This window comes from Mesorhizobium sp. NPDC059025 (assembly GCF_042739655.1).
Classification (GTDB): Bacteria; Pseudomonadota; Alphaproteobacteria; order Rhizobiales; family Rhizobiaceae; genus Mesorhizobium.
In genome coordinates this window covers 18992-35707 of the sequence record NZ_JBHYIM010000017.1, presented here as the reverse complement: position 1 = coordinate 35707, position 16716 = coordinate 18992, and the positions used below count along the sequence as shown (strand labels likewise).

Here is a 16716-nt window from a genome sequence, read left to right as displayed (position 1 = left end):
GAAACCATGACCAGACGCCTGTCTGCTTTCAACTTCTCGAAATGGATCGACGAGCACGCCCATCTTCTCAAGCCTCCGGTCGGCAACCAGCAGATCTGGGAGGATGCCGACCTGATGGTGACGGTCGTCGGCGGTCCGAACAAGCGCACCGACTATCATGACGACCCGGTCGAAGAATTCTTCTACCAGCTCAAGGGCGACATGATGCTCAAGGTCGTCGACAACGGCAATTTCTACGACGTGCCGATCCGCGAAGGCGAGATCTTCCTGCTGCCGCCGCATGTGCGCCACTCGCCGCAGCGTCCCCAGGAAGGGTCGATCGGTCTTGTCGTCGAGCCGAAGCGCAATGACGGCCTTCTCGATGCCTTTGAATGGTACTGCTTCGAGTGCAACGCGCTGGTCAAGCGGGTCGAGGTTTCGCTCAAGAGCATCGTGCGCGACCTGCCGCCCATCTACCAGGCTTTCTATGCCGACGAGAAGGCGCGCACCTGTCCGAACTGCGGATCGATGCATCCCGGCAAGACACCGCCGGAAGGCTGGGTGAAGCTCTGACGGGGATGAAGCATGAGGACCTATTCACATGCGAGTAGGTCCTGTCTAACCTGCCGGCCAAGAAAAACGCCGAGACGGCGACAAACGGAGGAGAACCAATGCTTATGCGAAAGACACTGCTTGCCGCCTCGGCGCTGATCGCTACGACATTCGGCGCACTGGCAGAGGATCCGGTCAAGATCGGCATGATCACGACGCTGTCGGGCCCTGCCGGCTATCTCGGCCAGGACGTGCGCGATGGCTTCAAGCTCGCCATGGAAGACAACAAGCTGGGCGGTGTCCCGGTCGAATTGCTGGTCGAGGATGACGGCCTGAAGCCGGGGCAGGGCAAGCAGATCGCGGAGCGCTTCTTGAGCGAAAGCGGCGTCAAGCTTTTCACCGGCATCGTCTTCTCCAACGTCGCCGGCGCCACGGTGCCCGATATCGTCGACGGTGGCGCCTTCTACATCAGCCCCAATGCGGGTCCGTCCAACCTTGCCGGCAAGGGCTGCAACGAAAACTACTTCGTCGTCTCATGGCAGAACGACAGCCTGCATGAGAGCGCTGGCCAGCTCGCCACCAATCTCGGCTACAAGAAAGCGTTCATCCTGGCGCCCAACTACCAGGCCGGCAAGGATGCGCTCGCCGGCTTCAAGCGCTTCTTCAAGGGCGAGATCGCCGGTGAGGTGTATACCCGCCTCGACCAGACTGATTTTGCCGCCGAGCTCGCGCAGATCCGCGCGGCGAAGCCGGATGTCGTCTTCCAGTTCCATCCGGGCGGCCTCGGCATCACCTTCCTCCGCCAGTATGAGCAGGCCGGTCTCGGCAAGGAAATTCCGATGGTGCTTGCAGAGCCGTCAATGGACGGCGTGACGCTGGCAGCCGTTGGCGAGGCCGCGGTTGGCGTCAACGTCTCGGCGCACTGGAACACGGACTTCGACAATCCCGCCAACAAGAAGTTCATGGAAGCATGGAACAAGGCCTACAACCGTCCGGCCACCTATTATTCAAGCCAGGGCTACGACACAGGCCAGCTGATCGCCTCGGCGCTGAAGGCTTCGGGCGGCAAGCTGGACGATTCCTTCCGCGATGCCCTGCGCAAGGCCGATTTCCAGTCGGTGCGCGGCAAGTTCGCTTTCGGCCCGAACCAGCATCCTATCCAGGACTGGTACGCGCTGAAGGTCGAGAAGGGGGCAGACGGCAAGCCGGTCATCAAGACCGTCGGAGAGGTGTTCAAGGATCACGGCGACGCCTATTCGGCCGACTGCAAGATGTAGCCGCATCATTGCCGAAGTGAGAGGGGAGGCGGCCATGCGCCGTCTCTCCATGCTTTCCTGTTTGCCTGAAGTGACCGCGCAATGACGCTCTTCCTCGAACAATTGCTGAACGGCGTGCAGTTCGGCGTGATGCTGTTCCTGATGGCCGCAGGCCTGACCCTGATCTTCGGCATCATGGGCGTCATCAACCTGGCGCATGGCTCCATCTACATGATCGGTGCCTATGCAGGCACGTTCGTGGCGGCGGAGACCGGTTCGTTCTGGCTGGGCATTCCGGCTGCGCTTGCCGCTGCTGCGCTTGCCGGCGTGGCGATCGAATTCCTGGTCGTGCGCCGGCTTTACGGGCGCGATCATCTCGACCAGGTGCTTGCCACTTTCGGCCTCATCCTGATCTTCAACCAGGCGGTCACCATGCTGTTCGGCCGCCAGCCGCTGTTCGTGCAGATGCCGTCCATTCTGGATGGATCGGTCGAGCTGCTGCCGGGCCTGTCCTACCCGATCTATCGCCTCGCCATCATTCTGGTCGGGTTGCTGGTTGCGTTCGGCCTCTATCTGCTGATCAACCGCACGCGCATCGGCATGCTGGTGCGCGCGGGCTCCACCAACCGTGAGATGGTGCGGGCGCTCGGCGTCGACGTGCGGCTGCTCTACACGCTGGTGTTCGGCCTCGGCGCCTTGCTTGCTGGGCTCGCCGGCTTCATGGCCGGGCCGATCCTGGCCGTGCAGATCGGCATGGGCGAACAGATCCTGATCACCACCTTCGTGGTCGTGGTGATCGGCGGTGTCGGCTCGATCCGCGGCGCCTTCTTCGCCAGCCTGATCCTCGGCATCGTCGACACCGGCCTGCGTGCCTATCTGCCGGGGCTGCTCAGGCAGGTGATGGTCGGCCCGGAAGCCGATGCCCTGGGCGCCGGCATTTCCTCCATGGGCATCTATCTGCTGATGGCCATCGTCCTGTTGATCCGGCCCAAGGGCCTGTTCATCCGCAATTCCTGATTGGGCTTGATTGTGAACAGCGAAACTTCCTTCAAGCGCCCGGTACTGCTCGCAGCCGTACTGATCTTGCTGATCGCCCTGCCGCTGATCGCGGACGCGACCGGTTATTCGGCAATGACTTCGCTTGCGACGCGCATCCTGATCTATGGCATCGCAGCAGCCAGCCTCAATCTGGTGCTCGGCTACGGCGGGCTGGTCAGCTTCGGTCATGCTGCCTTCTTCGGTATCGGCGGCTATGTCGTTGGCATCCTCTACCAGCACTATTCGCTGGAAGAGCCTCTGTTCGGCTTCATTCCCGGCACCAACCAGATGCTGATCACGCTGCCGGCGGCAATCCTGGTCTCCGGTCTTGCCGCTGCTGCAATCGGTGCGCTGTCGCTGCGTACCGGCGGCGTGCAGTTCATCATGATCACGCTGGCCTTCGCACAGATGCTCTTCTTCCTGTTCGTGTCGCTGAAGACCTACGGCGGTGATGACGGCCTGATCATTCGCCGGACTAACGAACTGCCGGGTCTGAACATGCGCGACAAGCAGACGGTCTATTATGTCTGCCTGTTCATCACGGTGGCCTTCTTCGCGCTGCTATGGCGCATCGTGAACTCGCGCTTCGGCAATGTGCTGGTCGGCCTTCGGCAAAGCGAGAAACGCATGGCGGCGATCGGCCTGCCGGCCTACCGCTACAGGCTGATGGCGTTCGTTGTTTCCGGCATGGGCTGCGGACTTGCCGGTGCGCTGATGGCCAACTTCCTGCGTTTTGCCAGCCCGGACATGATGCACTGGACCAAGTCGGGCGAACTGATGGTCATGGTCATCCTTGGCGGAGTCGGTACCTTGTTCGGTCCATTGATCGGCGCCGCCGTCTTCATCGTCCTGGAAACCTCTCTGGCCTCGTGGACGGAAAACTGGCAGCTGGCCCTCGGCTTCATCCTGCTCTTCGTGGTGCTCTATACGCATGGCGGTGTGCAGGCACTCGTGCTGCGCCTGATAGGGAAACGCTGATGACCCAGCCGATCCTCAATGTGCGCGGGCTGGTGAAGCGCTTCGGCGGATTGCTTGCGACCGATCATGTCGACCTGACGGTCCAGCCGGGCGAAATCCATGCGTTGATCGGACCGAACGGCGCCGGCAAGACGACGCTGATTTCCCAGCTGATGGGTGAGCTGAGGCCCAATGAGGGGACCGTCGAGCTGGCCGGACAGTCGCTGGATGCCTTGCCCACCGCACAACGCGTCGGCCTGGGCTTGGCCCGCACGTTCCAGATCACCTGCCTGCTGCCCGACTACACGGTGATCGACAATGTCGCGCTGGCGGTGCAGGTGCGGCAGGGACATTCCTTCCGTTTCTGGAAGAATGTTCGCGCCGATCATTCGCTGCGGAATGAGGCTGCCACCTTTCTGTCCGGCACCGGCCTGGAGCCGCGCGCGAATGAGCTGGTCGCCAATCTTTCGCATGGCGAGCAAAAGCAGCTGGAACTTGCCGTGGCGCTGGCGACGCGGCCCCGTCTCCTGCTGCTCGACGAGCCGATGGCGGGTCTCGGCCACGCCGAAAGCCAGCAGATGATCGAAACCCTGCGTGGCCTGAAGAACCAGGTCTCGATGCTGCTCGTCGAGCATGACATGGACGCCGTTTTCGCGCTCGCGGACCGGATATCGGTTCTGGTCTATGGGCGCGTCATCGCCAGCGGCAGCGTCGATGAAATCCGGCAGAATGCGGAAGTGCGCACGGCCTATCTGGGAGAGGGGGACGAGTTGTGCTGAAGGTCGCAAAGCTGCAGTCGGCCTATGGGCCGAGCCAGGTCCTGTTCGACGTGGCGCTGGAGATCGGCGACGGCGAGGTCGTCACGCTGCTCGGCCGCAACGGCATGGGCAAGACCACGACCGTGAAGTCCATCATGGGGCTGTTGAAGCCGCTTTCCGGCGAACTGCATTTCAGTGGGCAAAACGTGCTGGGCGCCGCACCGGAACGCGTGGCGCGGCTTGGTGTCGGGCTGGTGCCGGAAGGGCGCCACACTTTCCCGACGCTGACCGTTCGCGAGAACCTCGTCGCAACGGCGGCCAATCGGCTCGCGCGCAAGAACCCGTGGACGCTGGAGCGCATCTACGCGCTGTTTCCACGCCTGCGCGAACGGGCCGGTCAGGCTGCGGGCACCCTGTCAGGCGGCGAGCAGCAGATGCTGGTGGTCAGCCGTGCGCTGATGACCAACCCGAAGCTGCTCATTCTCGACGAGGCGACAGAGGGGCTGGCGCCGGTGATCCGGGCCGAGATCTGGAGTTGCATCGAAGCCTTGAAGGCTGAAGGGCAATCGATCCTGCTGATCGACAAGAACCTGCACGTCCTCAAGCGGCTGGCCGATCGCCACTACATTCTCGAAAAAGGCCGCACGGTCTGGTCCGGCAACAGCTCGGACCTGACGCGCGATGCCGAACTGGTGCACGGTTATGTCGGGCTCTGACCGGCAACGCCTCAATCTGTGCTTTGTCGGCTGGGGTGCGATCGCCCGGCGCGTCGGCGAGCTGCTTGCCGAGCGTCATCCGCAAGGTATCACCATCGTCGCGGTGGCCGTGCGCGATCATCATCGTCGTCGTGACGATCTCCCTGCTGGCGTCCAGCTCATCTCAGAACCCGCCGAACTGGCCGGGCTTGATCTCGATATGGTGATCGAGGCCGCTGGCCGTGACGCTGTCGCGGTCTGGGGAGAGGCGGCCTTGCGCCGCGCCGCCAGTTTCATCGTCTCCTCTACCAGCGCGTTCTGCGACAATGCATTGCTAGAGCGGCTCGTCTCGGTGGCAAAGGAGACGGGCAGCCGCATCGTTGTTCCCTCGGGCGCCCTGGGCGATCTCGGTGCGCTGGCTGCCGCCAGCGTCCTGCCGCTGCAGGAGGTTGTCCATAGCATTGTGAAGCCGCCGCGTGCCTGGCGCGGGACGCCGGCGGAAACCATACTCGACCTGGACACGCTTGCGGTCGCTTCGTCGTTCTTTGACGGCAGCGCACGCGAGGCCGCCGCCCGCTTTCCTCAGAATGCCAATGTTGCGGTGATTTCGGCGCTGTCGGGCATCGGCCTCGACAGGACGAGGGTGGTGCTGGTGGCCGATCCGGCTGCACGCCGCAACACACATCGGGTCGAGGCTCGGGGCGCCTTTGGCAGGCTCGATCTGATGCTCGAAAACGAGCCGCTGGCCACCAATCCGAAATCCTCGGAAATGACCGCGCTTAGTCTGGTGCGCATTATCGAAAACGCTGTCGCGCCGCTGGTGCGCTAGACTAGAGCGTTTCCGTTTTTTACGGAAACGCGGATACTCTCCAACTCTTTGTTATTACGCAATTCCGGACGGAAGACCGTTACACGCCTTTCCTGGAATTGCTCTAGCGGCACCCGTTCTAGTTGGCCCATTCCGGATCGGTGGTGAAGGCGATGGTGAGCCAGCGGTCCGGCCCTTCGTCACCGAGGGCCTCACCGACCTCATCGCGGATGAGATCCCATTCCTGCAGCCTTCTGGCAGGCCAGTCCGAGGGCACGATGAAGAACAGTTCGATCTGCCTGCCACGGCCAACCCTGGCGACGTAGGCACGATAGTCCAGGAAGCCATGACGCTTGACGGTTTCCTCGGCGACATGATCGACATGCCGCTTGAGGTCTGCCGGGGTAACCAGAAGGATGTCCGCCAGCGCCTGCTTGATCGTGCCAAGGGGATCGGAATGATGATCACGCAGACCACGGCGAGCACGACCGGATCGACATAGGGCGATGTCCATTCCAGGCTGGTGCCTTGCACCAGGTAACCGAAGACGAAGGCGAGGAACAACGCTGCCGTCAGGGAGGCCGACATGACCCACGCCTTGGCATCGAGCGCGACAAAATCCGACTGGATGGTCCGGTTCGCTCGGTGGCCGTAGATCGCCATACCGATTGTCACGGCAAGGGTCACCACCGCATAGATGATTGCCTGATCGAAATTCAGTTCGCGTCCACCCGACATGATGCTGCCGATGGCGTTGATCAGGGCATAGACGGCCGCACCGGAGAGCATGATGCCGTTGAGGCCGAGCACCATCGGCTCGAGATGCCAGAAACCCATGGTGAAGTGTTTCACCAGTTTGCTCTTGGCCGATCCGACCGCGGTCGAAGAAGCGATCAGATTGGCAACGAGCAGGGCAACGATGGTCATGGTCGCATCGGTTAGCGCATAGACGCCGTCGAAGACGATAGCGAAGGAGCCCGACAGCAGGCCGAATACGATGCCGATCACGGCAAGCACGAAGGTGACGATGATCGAGATCCGGAGAACGCCCTGTTCCGTGTGCATCCTCGCGTCCTCTTCGTATGGCCCATCCAGGATATCAGTTTCTTATGCGGCAGATTTGATCCCTTCGTCCAGCAGCCAGCTTCGCAGCATGGCCACTTCCGGCCGCGCCAGGCTGGCTTCCGGAGTCATCATCACATAGGGCTGGCGGATCGGCAGTGAGATGCCGAAGGCGTCGATGAGACGCCCGCTTTCCAGCTCCTGCTCGACCATGAAATCCGGCACAAGAGCGAAGCCTGCGCCGGCGCTGCAGGCCTCGATCGCCAGATGCACCAGATTGAAGGATAGTGTCGAGCGCAATTCGAGATGGCCGAATCCGGTGGCGGCAAACCAGGCTTCCCATCCTTCGTCGTGCCAGCCCGGCTCGGCAAAATCCACCTTGATCAATGGCCGCGACAGCAGGTCGGCGGGCGTTGGCGCCGGCGGCAGGGTCGCGACGAGACCGGGAGAGGCGACGACGACCAATCGTCCGCCGATCAGCGTGTCCTGCCGGACGCCGGGGATGGTGCCGCGGCCGTGGTAGATCGCGAGATCAGGATCGCGTTCATTGGCATTCCAGCGGTGTGGCAGGGCCTGCACGGCGATCTGGATATCGGGATGCAGTGCGCGAAACCTTCCAATGCGCGGCGCCAGCCATTTCGAGGCGAGAGAGAACTGGCAGCGTACGGTCACGCTGCTCGTCCCGCCCGGCGCGCGGGCCGCGACCGCGGCGGACGTGATCTGGTCGAAGATCGCGCCGAGACGGGTCGCAAAGACGCGTCCCGTCTCGGTGAGCCGAACGCCATTCGCGCGTCGTTCGAACAGTGGATCGCCGACCCAGTCCTCCAGCTGCTTCATCTGATGGCTGATGGCGCCCGGCGTGACGCCGAGCTCTCCACCCGCGCGGGCAAAGCTCAAATGGCGCGCCGCGGCCTCGAACGCACGCAGCGCGGGCAGCGGTGGCAGATGTCGTGACATGGCTCAGGCTTAATCCTGTTGAGGCTAACCGAGAAAACTTTTGGTTTGCTCGCATATTCTTTGGCGTGACATCGTTCTGTCAAGAATTCGAATGAGCAGGATTATGTCTCGGAATCAAACCATCGCCCTTGCCACGTCATTTGCCTCCGACGGCCGTTTCCTGTCCGACCTGCAGCGTCGCGTTGCCATCGCCACGGAAAGCCAGAAGCCCGAGCGGCGTCCTGAATGCTATCGCTACCTCGATGAGATCAGCGCCGATTTCGGACAGCTCGGTTTTACCAGTGAAGTGGTCGAAAATCCCGACCCTGCCGGCGGCCCACTGCTGATTGCGCGGCGCATCGAATCCGATGAGTTGCCGACACTTCTCGTCTACGGTCATGGCGACGTGGTCGCGGGCATGGAAGGCTCCTGGTCGAATGGTCGCGACCCCTGGCAAGTGAAGGTCGAGGGCGAGCGCATTTACGGCCGTGGAACAGCGGACAACAAGGGTCAGCATACTATCGTCATGCTCGCGCTGGAGGCGGTTCTGGCAACGCGCGGCGCTCTCGGTTTCAACACGGTCGCCTTGATCGAGACATCTGAGGAGACGGGTTCGGCGGGACTTCGCGAAATCTGCGCTGTGCATCGCTCCAAACTGCGGGCCGATTGGCTCATTGCATCCGATGGTCCACGCCTTGCGCAGCATCGTCCGACGCTCGACGGCGGAACGCGTGGAACCGCCGATTTCGATCTGGTCTGCGATCTGCGGCCGGGTGCGCATCACTCCGGCAATTGGGGGGGCCTGATCGCCAATCCGGCGGTGATCCTCGCCAATGCGATCGCGGCGCTTGTTTCCGCAAACGGCCGCATCAATGTCCGCGGCATCCTGCCCAGCGAAATCCCGCAGAGTGTGCGGACCGCGCTCGCCAGGATCGAGCTTGAGACTGAAGAGAATGGCCCCGAGCTCAATCCGTGGTGGGGCGAGCCCGGCTTGACGCCGTCCGAGCGGGTTTTTGGCTGGACTGCGCTTGAAGTCCTGGCAATGACGTCGGGGAGGCCTGAGCAGCCGATCAATGCGATCCCGCCGCATGCCCGCGCCCGCATGCAGATCCGCTATACGATCGATGTCGATCCCGCGGCCTTCTTCCCGGCCATTCGCGCTTTCCTGGATGAAAACGGCTTCCACAATGTGACCATCGAGCCTATGGCGCAGGAATCGGAATGGGGTGCGACTCGCCTCGATCCGGAACATCCGCTGATGCGCTGGGCCGCGGCCTCGGTCGAAAAGACGACCGGGATCGAGCCGACCATCCTGCCGAATGCCGGCGGTTCGCTGCCGAACGACTGTTTCGCCGACATCCTCGGCATGCCGACGATCTGGGTGCCGCATTCCTATTCGGGGTGCTCGCAGCACGCGCCGGATGAGCACCTGCTGCAGCCTCTTGTCGAAGAAGGGCTCGCCATCATGGCCGGACTGTTCTGGGACCTTGGAGCCGAGGGACGACCCGAGCGTCTCTGATCAACGAAAAATAGGGGAGGAATTCAATGATAGGGAAGACAGTCAGGGGCCTGTTGTCGGTTCTCGCGCTCGGCGTAATGCTGTGCGGACCCGCGATCGCGCAAGGTCAGGCGGAAGTGCGCATCGGCACCGATGGCGGTTACCTGCCATGGACGTCGACGACGCCATCGGGCGAACTGACCGGTTTCGAGATCGACCTTGCCAAGCAGGTCTGCGACCGCATGAAGCGCAGCTGCCGTTTCACTGCCCAGCCGTGGGAAGGACAGATCCCGGCGCTCGAACAGGGCAAGTACGACATCCTCGTTGGTGGGATCGCCATCACGCCGGAGCGGCAGAAGCGGCTGGCTTTCACGCAGAGCTACGCCAACCTGCCGATCAATTTTGCCGCGGCGAAAACGTCCGGCCTGAACGGCAAGGTGAGCTGGCAGGAATTGAAGGCCGCCCTTGCCGGCAAGACCATCGGCGTGCAGTCCGGCACTCAAAGCCAGAAGTTCGTGGACAACGAGCTGAAGGGGGAGGTGACGGTTCGGCTCTACGACAACCAGGACAGCCTCAACCTTGATCTACTGGCCGGCAGGATCGATGCTGCCGTCGCAGGACGCTCTCCCTGGATCGCCTTGACGCGGACGCAGCAGGGCGAACCGATCGAGATCCTGTCCCCGGATATCGACTTCGAGCAGTTCAACTATCTCGGTGTCGGTGTGGGCGGGTTGATGCGCAAGGATGAGGAGGATCTGCGCAAGGCATGGGATGCAGCCTTGTGCGATCTGAAGGCGTCGGGCGAATTGAAGAAGATCTCGGAGAAGTGGTTCGGCTTCGACGTTTCGACGAAGCCGGACACCAAGCTGTGCGGAGCCTGATCCTTTATGGGCTCGAGCGGTTCCGTCATTGACCTGTTCGCCTGGGGCGGGGACGGCTGGACCAGGCCGCTGCTGATCGGCCTCGGTGTGACGATGGCATGTGCATGCATCGGCTACGTCCTGGGCGTGATCCTCGGGCTTGCCGTGGCATTTGCGAAGCTGAGCCACAGCAGGTGGCTTGCCGCGGTGGCGACGCTCTACACGACGCTGTTGCGTGGCGTGCCGCCATTGCTGGTGATTTTCCTGCTTTTCTTTGGCACGAATGGCGCGCTGATGTGGGTGGCGCGCGGTTTCGGTTATGCCGGCTACATCGAGGTGGACGCCTTCACCGTCGGTGTGATGGCTGTGGCGTTCGTTTCGGCAGCCTACAGTTCGGAAGTGTTTCGCGGCGCGCATGCCGCGATCCCGATCGGGCAGTTCGAGGCCTATACGGCGCTAGGCCTGCGCCCTCTCGCGGGGCTCTGGACCGTTGTCATCCCGCAGATGTTGCGGCTGGCGCTGCCGGGTCTCGGTAACGTCTGGATCATGGCGATCAAGGAGACGACATTGCTGTCGGTGATTTCGCTCGCCGAACTGATGCGGGTTGTTGGCGTCGCGGGACGTACCACTGGTCAGCCCTTCATCTTCTATGGCGTGGCGGCGCTCGTCTATCTCGTGCTGGTGGCGATTTCCTCTCGTGCATTCCATGTCCTCGAAACCAGAATGCGCTGGGCCTGACCATGGATATCGAAACCGCTCTCCATGTGGCAGGTGAACTTGCAGGCGCGATCTGGGTCACCCTGGCGCTTGCCGCCGTGACCCTTCCGCTGGGCTTGATCTTTGCCGGCCTTGCCACCTGGGCAAGGCGCTCGAGCTATCGCGCTCTCAGAAGCGTTGCGTCGGCCTATGTCCTGGCATTCCGCTCCATCCCGCTGCTCGTGCAGATCTTCGTTCTCTATTATGGCCTCAGCCAGTTCGCCTGGCTGCGTGCCAGCCCGGTTTGGATCGTGCTCAAGGATCCGTTTGCCTGTGCGGTGATCGCGATGAGCGTCTGCGCCGGCGCCTACACGGCGGAAGTGATGCGTGGTGGGCTTGCTGCCGTGCCTCAGGGCGCGATCGAAGCGGCCCGGGCCCTTGGCCTTTCGAGGTTCAAGACCTTCCTGCTGGTGACCATGCCGATCGCGATACGGCGCGCGCTTCCGGCCTACAGCAACGAGATCGTCGTCACGCTGAAGTCGACCTCGCTTGCCTGCACGATCACCGTGATGGAACTGACCGGGGTCGCCAAGGATTTGATGAGCCAGACCTTCGCCGTCATCGAGGTGTTCTGCATGGTGGCGCTGATCTACCTGATCATCAACATGATGCTGATCTTCCTTCTGCGCATGGTCGAGCGATGGCTGACGCCGCCTTATCAACGCAAGCCGATGTTCGCGGGCCGGGCAAGGGCAAAACGCCCGTTGGCAGAGGCAATGTCGCAGAAGGGGTGATGCGAGGAGCGCCTGGGACTCAGGGCCGGGTACTCTCGTCCGTCCAGCGTGGCCGGCGCATCTGGAACGTTTCGCTTGTCGACAGGTAATCCATGTAGCCGAGCCGGGCGACATTGCCGGCTTTCTTCTGGTCAAAGAGCCCGTCGGTCAGCATGGCGTCGTCGATGTGGATGCCGACGACTTCGCCCATGACCACGAAGACCCCGGCCCAGCGATCGTCGAGGCCCTTGGGTTCGATGATCTCGGTCAAGCGGCATTCGAGCACGGCGGGAGCGCCGGCAACGTGTGGTGCGGCGATGAGCCTCGAATTTGCTGCTTCCAGCCCGGCACAGCCAAACTCGCTGATCCCGCGTGGCGCATCGACGGAGGTCGCGTTCATCTGGCGGGCGAATTTCTCACCAACCAGATTGACGGCGAACTCGCCTGTTTCCCGGGCGAAGACGACGCTGTCTTTCTCCGCGTCGGCAGAGAACCAGACGAGATAAGGATCGACCGAGAGCGCGTTGAAGAAGGAGTAGGGCGCAAGGTTGGTGGCACCCGATGTGCTGCAGGTTGAAATCCAGCCGATCGGCCGCGGCGACACGATCGCCTTGAACGGGTCGTGAGGCAGGCCGTGGCCATCGGATGGACGGTAGAACATCAACGTCAGTCCTGTCGTGCCGCGACAAGATCCGCTTCGACTTTCCAGGCCGGGTTGGCGAGGCCTGTCACCACAACGGCTGTCGTCGCGGTCTGGACACCGGCAAAGAAGCGGTTGCGGATGCCGGCATAGGTGATGATGTCCTCGGCCGACATGCAATAGGCGTTGAACTTGACGATATCGGCAAAGGTCATGCCTGCGGAAGCGAGGATGGCATGGATGTTTTCCATCATCTGCTCGGTCTGCTCCTCCAGGCTTTCCGGGACGGTACCGTCCGGCCGCACGCCAACCTGGCCAGCGACATAGAGATGGCGGCTGGCAGCAGGCACCTCGACAGCATGCGCATAGAGGTTGCGGGCAGGCGGCGCGATGGTCGCCGGATTGTGCAATTTGTTGCTGTTGGTCATTTCATCCTCCCTTGAATGTCTGCAATTCGGCGTGTCGCGCGGCAAAGCCCGAAATATTCCAGGCGATAGACTGGTTGCCGGAATGAACTGTATAGTTCACTTTGTCAACCAAATCATGTTGCGCGTAACATGACAAAGGAGTGGATTTCCGATGACGTTTCGGGTTGAGGTGAAATCGCGCTTCCCGTTTTGGCGAATGCGGAAGGGCGCCTGCGGGGGACGAGGGAATGAGTGGACCGGACAGCGGCGTCGATGATGCCGAGAACATGGCGCATCTGATCGAAGCGCATGACGCGCGCGATCTGTTTTCCTTCCAGCTGCAGCGCCTCGCATCGCTTTCGAGCCGCATCGCTTTCCTGTCGATCAGCCCTCGCTACAGGCTGACAGTCCGGGAATGGCGTGCGCTTGCCGTGCTCGATTATCTCAAGGAAGCGCCGCTGCAGCTCCTGGCCAACCACAGCGGTCTTTTAAAAAGCCAGATGAGCCGTGTCGTGTCCGGCCTCATCGATCGGGGCCTGATCAGCCGCTCGGAAAATCCCGAGGATGGCCGCAGCATCCTGTTGCGCCTCACCGGAGAGGGCAGGGAAATCGTGGCGAAGATCCTCGCCGATTCCGAACATCGCAACGAGATGATGCTGTCGAACCTCTCGTTGGAAGAGCGGTCGCAGCTTCAGAAGTCGATGCAGGCCGTCTTCAAGAGTTCGATCACCTATTATGATCAGCTTCGCCGCGAGGTCGTTGCCGCCGGCGGCGATCTCGGCGAGGAAGAGTAGTCTCGGTCGCAGACCGCGGCGACGCTTCGCCAAGTCTCCAGACAAATCACCGGCTTGATCGCTGCCTCGAAAAATCTGCGGCGGGGTTGAGATATTTTCACTCAATATAGTTGACGATGTGAACTACATAGTTTACGAAATCAACTAAATTGAGATTGAGGAATACGACCGGATGGAACTGGCAAAGCTGTTCATCGATGGCGTGTGGTGCGAGGGCAGTGGCGGGCGCTCCGGCAAGGTGATCGACCCGGCAACCGGCGAGGCTTTTGCCTCGGTGACGCATGCCACCGAGGCCGACCTTGACCGGGCGCTGTCCGCAGCCCGGCGCGCCTTCCTCGAATGGCGGCTGGTTTCGCCTTATGAACGTTCGAAGCTGTTGCGCAAGGCGGCGAACCTGTTGCGTGAGCGTGCGCCGGACATTGCTGCGCTGATGACGCGCGAGCAGGGCAAGCCGCTGGCCGAGGCGCTCGGCGAGACGATCGGCTCAGCCGACCACATCGACTGGTATGCCGAAGAGGGACGTCGTGCCTATGGCCGGCTCATTCCGGCGCGTGCGCCCGGTGTGCGCCAGATCGTGGTCAAGGAGCCGGTCGGTCCCGTCGCCGGCTTCTCGCCGTGGAACTTTCCTGTCAGCCAGGCGGTGCGCAAGATTGCCGGAGCTCTCGCCGCTGGCTGTACCATCATCATCAAATGTCCGGAAGAGACGCCGTTCTCCGCGATCGAACTGATTCGCTGCTTTGAGGATGCGGGCATTCCGGCCGGTGCCGTCAACCTCGTCTTCGGGGTGCCGGCGGAGATCTCGGAATATCTCATTCCTGCCCCGCAGATCCGCAAGATCTCGTTCACCGGATCCATTCCGGTCGGCAAGCACCTCGGCCAACTGGCTGCTGCCCACGTCAAGCGCGCGACGCTTGAGCTCGGCGGGCACTCGCCTTTCATCGTCTGCGAGGACGCCGATCCCGAGGAGGCGGTCAGGCTCGGCCTGTTCCTGAAGTATCGCAACGCCGGGCAGGTCTGCGCCGCACCGTCCCGCTATTATGTGCACGAGCGGCATTACAAACGATTTGTCGATGCCTTCGTCGCCGGTTCGGAAAGCATCAAGGTCGGCCCGGGTACTGAAACGGGCGTGCAGATGGGGCCGCTGGCCAATTCCCGTCGCCTTGATGCCATGCAGGCTTTCGTCGCGGATGCCGAGAGCCGCGGCGCCAAGGTTCTTGCTGGCGGCAAGCGCATCGGCAACCAGGGCAATTTCTTCGCGCCGACAGTGCTTGTCGACACGCCCGATGATGCGCGGCTGATGGTCGACGAGCCGTTCGGCCCGCTGGCGCCAATCGCGCCCTTCTCCAGCCTGGATGATGCGATCGCACGTTCGAACAGCCTTCCCTACGGTCTTGCCGCCTTCGCCTTCACCCGCTCGGAGCGCACCTCGACGCTGCTTGGCGAACAGCTGGAGTCCGGCATGGTCTCGATCAATCACTTCGGCATTGCCGCACCCGAGACGCCGTTCGGCGGCGTCAAGGAGAGTGGCTATGGCAGCGAAGGCGGGACTGAGGGCCTCGAAGCCTTCTTCCAGACGAAGTTCATCAGTGAACTGGGGCTCAAGGACGCGGCGGCCTGAGCTTCAAACAGAAAGACGTGACCGCCGATCAACGTCAATTGTGTGTCATCAATGGGAGAGATGAAGATGCACAAGTCTGTCAAACACGGACTTATCACAGCAGCGGCCTGGGCCGTATTGTCGACCACGGCCATGGCCGCGGATACGCTGACGCTCGCCGGCCTCGGCGGCAAGGTTCAGGAGGACCTGACCGCAACACTTTTCAAACCGTCGGCGGAAAAGATCGGCGCCGAACTTCGCACGGAATCGCATGACGGCATCGCCGCCGTGCGCGTTCAGGTACAGTCCGGCGCACCGGGCTGGGATGTCGCGCATCTCGGCGCGGAGGACTGCGCCATTGGCGCGGCCGAAGGCCTGTTCGAACCGATCGATTATTCGGTCGTCAATGGTGACGGCATTCCGGAAGGCGTACGGGCCAAGAACTGGATCGCCACGAACACCTATTCCGTCGTTCTCGCCTGGCGCACCGACAAATATGGCGACAACCCGCCGAAGGACTGGAAGGACTTCTGGGATGTCGAGAAGTTCCCTGGTCGCCGCGCGCTCAGCGTCTATCCGCAGGAGATGATGGAGATCGCGCTGCTCGGCGACGGCGTCGAACGCGACAAGGTCTATCCGCTCGACACCAAGCGTTCACTGGCTGCCATTGCCAAGATCAAGCCCAGCGTCTCGGTCTGGTGGACTTCGGGTGCGCAGTCGGCGCAACTTCTCAAGGACGGCGAAGTCGACATGGAAGCCATCTGGGGCAGCCGCATCGCCGGCGTCATCGCCGACGGCGCGCCGGTCAAATTCACCTATCAGGACGGTGTCATCGGCTTTGGCTGTGTCGCGATCCTGAAAGGTTCGAAGAACGTAGCGGCCGCACAGAAATTTGTCGCCAACATCGTCTCGCCTGAGATCCAGGCGCGCATCCCGACGATGATGGGCTACTACGGCCCATCGAACAAGAAAGCCTTCGAGGCAAAGCAGTTTTCCGCCGACGTCCTCGAACAGTCGAACGCCTCGCCGGAAAACGCGGCAAAACAGGTCACCATGCAGCCGATCTGGTGGTCTGAGAACATCCAGGACGTCCAGGAAGATTTCAAGAACCTGATCGTCCAGTAGCACCCGCATTCCTGGACTTCGGAAGGTGGATCGTGGCGTCCACCTTCCACCCAGATCTCGACGTTGCACCGTGTGCCGCGCGCCTGTCCCGGCTCGCAGACTGGTGCAGCGATCTCTGACACGTCTTGTACCGGTGGATTGTGAATGATGTTGCCAACGCCCTTTGTGGAGAAAACCGGTCAAACGCCGAGCCTCGCCGAAGTGCTCGACGCGTCCTGTCGTCGGTCGCAAGATGCGTCCTGGCTGCATTCACGCTTGAGTGCATAGCCAATGCCGACCGTTTAC

At 62.0% G+C, this 16716-nt stretch carries 17 protein-coding genes and 1 pseudogene; 14 read left to right on the top strand and 4 right to left on the bottom strand.

The genetic code is table 11. The features are described from left to right. Window positions 1-6: 6 nt before the first annotated feature. The 7 genes from ACFWYE_RS28010 to ACFWYE_RS27980 all read left to right on the top strand — a co-directional run bounded on the left by ACFWYE_RS28010 (window position 7) and on the right by ACFWYE_RS27980 (window position 6064). On the top strand, window positions 7-552 hold the full coding sequence (locus ACFWYE_RS28010; protein ID WP_379067172.1) for a 3-hydroxyanthranilate 3,4-dioxygenase: 546 nt from the start codon (window positions 7-9) through the stop codon (window positions 550-552). Between the two features lie 104 nt (window positions 553-656). Then, the gene (locus ACFWYE_RS28005) at window positions 657-1808 is read left to right on the top strand and encodes an ABC transporter substrate-binding protein (RefSeq protein ID WP_379072931.1); all 1152 of its coding nucleotides are present in this window, start codon (window positions 657-659) and stop codon (window positions 1806-1808) included. Between the two features lie 81 nt (window positions 1809-1889). After that, window positions 1890-2804, top strand: coding sequence for a branched-chain amino acid ABC transporter permease (locus ACFWYE_RS28000; RefSeq protein WP_379067174.1), 915 nt, complete (start codon window positions 1890-1892; stop codon window positions 2802-2804). A 12-nt stretch (window positions 2805-2816) separates the two neighbouring features. Next, complete coding sequence (locus ACFWYE_RS27995) at window positions 2817-3803, top strand: branched-chain amino acid ABC transporter permease (RefSeq protein WP_379115362.1); 987 nt, start codon at window positions 2817-2819, stop codon at window positions 3801-3803. Further along, window positions 3803-4561, top strand: coding sequence for an ABC transporter ATP-binding protein (locus tag ACFWYE_RS27990; protein ID WP_379115361.1), 759 nt, complete (start codon window positions 3803-3805; stop codon window positions 4559-4561). Before ACFWYE_RS27995 ends, ACFWYE_RS27990 begins: the two co-directional genes overlap by 1 nt. Then, entirely contained in the window at window positions 4555-5256 is a 702-nt protein-coding gene (locus tag ACFWYE_RS27985) for an ABC transporter ATP-binding protein (protein WP_379115360.1), read from the top strand. The genes ACFWYE_RS27990 and ACFWYE_RS27985 overlap by 7 nt, the downstream gene beginning before the upstream one ends. Next, on the top strand, window positions 5243-6064 hold the full coding sequence (locus ACFWYE_RS27980) for an aspartate dehydrogenase (protein ID WP_379115359.1): 822 nt from the start codon (window positions 5243-5245) through the stop codon (window positions 6062-6064). The genes ACFWYE_RS27985 and ACFWYE_RS27980 overlap by 14 nt, the downstream gene beginning before the upstream one ends. Window positions 6065-6182: 118 nt before the next feature. Here the strand turns inward: ACFWYE_RS27980 and ACFWYE_RS27975 are convergent. After that, window positions 6183-7108 (bottom strand): annotated as a pseudogene (locus ACFWYE_RS27975) (cation diffusion facilitator family transporter). 42 nt (window positions 7109-7150) lie between these two features. Continuing rightward, entirely contained in the window at window positions 7151-8062 is a 912-nt protein-coding gene (locus tag ACFWYE_RS27970; protein ID WP_379067186.1) for a LysR substrate-binding domain-containing protein, read from the bottom strand. 103 nt (window positions 8063-8165) lie between these two features. Here ACFWYE_RS27970 and ACFWYE_RS27965 point away from each other — a divergent pair, with 103 nt between their 5' ends. Genes ACFWYE_RS27965 through ACFWYE_RS27950 form a run of 4 tightly spaced genes read left to right on the top strand, consistent with a single transcriptional unit; the run spans window position 8166 to window position 11889 of the window. Further along, window positions 8166-9560: a M20 family metallopeptidase gene (locus ACFWYE_RS27965; protein WP_379115358.1), complete on the top strand. Its 1395-nt coding sequence runs from the start codon at window positions 8166-8168 to the stop codon at window positions 9558-9560. Window positions 9561-9586: 26 nt separating this feature from the next. Further along, on the top strand, window positions 9587-10420 hold the full coding sequence (locus ACFWYE_RS27960; RefSeq protein WP_379115357.1) for a transporter substrate-binding domain-containing protein: 834 nt from the start codon (window positions 9587-9589) through the stop codon (window positions 10418-10420). Window positions 10421-10426: 6 nt separating this feature from the next. Continuing rightward, complete coding sequence (locus ACFWYE_RS27955) at window positions 10427-11137, top strand: ABC transporter permease (RefSeq protein WP_379067192.1); 711 nt, start codon at window positions 10427-10429, stop codon at window positions 11135-11137. Between the two features lie 2 nt (window positions 11138-11139). Next, entirely contained in the window at window positions 11140-11889 is a 750-nt protein-coding gene (locus tag ACFWYE_RS27950; RefSeq protein ID WP_379115356.1) for an ABC transporter permease, read from the top strand. A 19-nt stretch (window positions 11890-11908) separates the two neighbouring features. Here the strand turns inward: ACFWYE_RS27950 and ACFWYE_RS27945 are convergent, their stop codons facing one another. Next, complete coding sequence (locus ACFWYE_RS27945) at window positions 11909-12529, bottom strand: flavin reductase family protein (protein ID WP_379115355.1); 621 nt, start codon at window positions 12527-12529, stop codon at window positions 11909-11911. 5 nt (window positions 12530-12534) lie between these two features. Further along, window positions 12535-12936, bottom strand: a complete 402-nt coding sequence (locus ACFWYE_RS27940) for a RidA family protein (RefSeq protein ID WP_379067198.1) — start codon at window positions 12934-12936, stop codon at window positions 12535-12537. Between the two features lie 227 nt (window positions 12937-13163). Here ACFWYE_RS27940 and ACFWYE_RS27935 point away from each other — a divergent pair, with 227 nt between their 5' ends. The 3 genes from ACFWYE_RS27935 (at window position 13164) to ACFWYE_RS27925 (ending at window position 16431) form a co-directional block, all read left to right on the top strand. Next, window positions 13164-13709: a MarR family winged helix-turn-helix transcriptional regulator gene (locus ACFWYE_RS27935; protein ID WP_379115354.1), complete on the top strand. Its 546-nt coding sequence runs from the start codon at window positions 13164-13166 to the stop codon at window positions 13707-13709. Window positions 13710-13881: 172 nt separating this feature from the next. Further along, the gene (locus tag ACFWYE_RS27930; RefSeq protein ID WP_379115353.1) at window positions 13882-15327 is read left to right on the top strand and encodes an NAD-dependent succinate-semialdehyde dehydrogenase; all 1446 of its coding nucleotides are present in this window, start codon (window positions 13882-13884) and stop codon (window positions 15325-15327) included. A 66-nt stretch (window positions 15328-15393) separates the two neighbouring features. Next, window positions 15394-16431 (top strand): ABC transporter substrate-binding protein, encoded by a 1038-nt coding sequence (locus ACFWYE_RS27925; protein ID WP_379067204.1) that lies wholly within the window; start codon window positions 15394-15396, stop codon window positions 16429-16431. Window positions 16432-16716 lie beyond the last annotated feature (285 nt).

Coding starts and splice junctions, on each gene's coding strand:
- ACFWYE_RS27965 (WP_379115358.1), top strand. CDS start 8,166: ATGTCTCGGAATCAAACCATCGCCCTTGCCACGTCATTTGCCTCCGAC.
- ACFWYE_RS27950 (WP_379115356.1), top strand. CDS start 11,140: ATGGATATCGAAACCGCTCTCCATGTGGCAGGTGAACTTGCAGGCGCG.
- ACFWYE_RS28000 (WP_379067174.1), top strand. CDS start 1,890: ATGACGCTCTTCCTCGAACAATTGCTGAACGGCGTGCAGTTCGGCGTG.
- ACFWYE_RS28005 (WP_379072931.1), top strand. CDS start 657: ATGCGAAAGACACTGCTTGCCGCCTCGGCGCTGATCGCTACGACATTC.
- ACFWYE_RS27970 (WP_379067186.1), bottom strand. CDS start 8,062: ATGTCACGACATCTGCCACCGCTGCCCGCGCTGCGTGCGTTCGAGGCC.
- ACFWYE_RS27990 (WP_379115361.1), top strand. CDS start 3,803: ATGACCCAGCCGATCCTCAATGTGCGCGGGCTGGTGAAGCGCTTCGGC.
- ACFWYE_RS27930 (WP_379115353.1), top strand. CDS start 13,882: ATGGAACTGGCAAAGCTGTTCATCGATGGCGTGTGGTGCGAGGGCAGT.
- ACFWYE_RS28010 (WP_379067172.1), top strand. CDS start 7: ATGACCAGACGCCTGTCTGCTTTCAACTTCTCGAAATGGATCGACGAG.
- ACFWYE_RS27945 (WP_379115355.1), bottom strand. CDS start 12,529: ATGTTCTACCGTCCATCCGATGGCCACGGCCTGCCTCACGACCCGTTC.
- ACFWYE_RS27935 (WP_379115354.1), top strand. CDS start 13,164: ATGAGTGGACCGGACAGCGGCGTCGATGATGCCGAGAACATGGCGCAT.
- ACFWYE_RS27960 (WP_379115357.1), top strand. CDS start 9,587: ATGATAGGGAAGACAGTCAGGGGCCTGTTGTCGGTTCTCGCGCTCGGC.
- ACFWYE_RS27940 (WP_379067198.1), bottom strand. CDS start 12,936: ATGACCAACAGCAACAAATTGCACAATCCGGCGACCATCGCGCCGCCT.
- ACFWYE_RS27955 (WP_379067192.1), top strand. CDS start 10,427: ATGGGCTCGAGCGGTTCCGTCATTGACCTGTTCGCCTGGGGCGGGGAC.
- ACFWYE_RS27925 (WP_379067204.1), top strand. CDS start 15,394: ATGCACAAGTCTGTCAAACACGGACTTATCACAGCAGCGGCCTGGGCC.
- ACFWYE_RS27980 (WP_379115359.1), top strand. CDS start 5,243: ATGTCGGGCTCTGACCGGCAACGCCTCAATCTGTGCTTTGTCGGCTGG.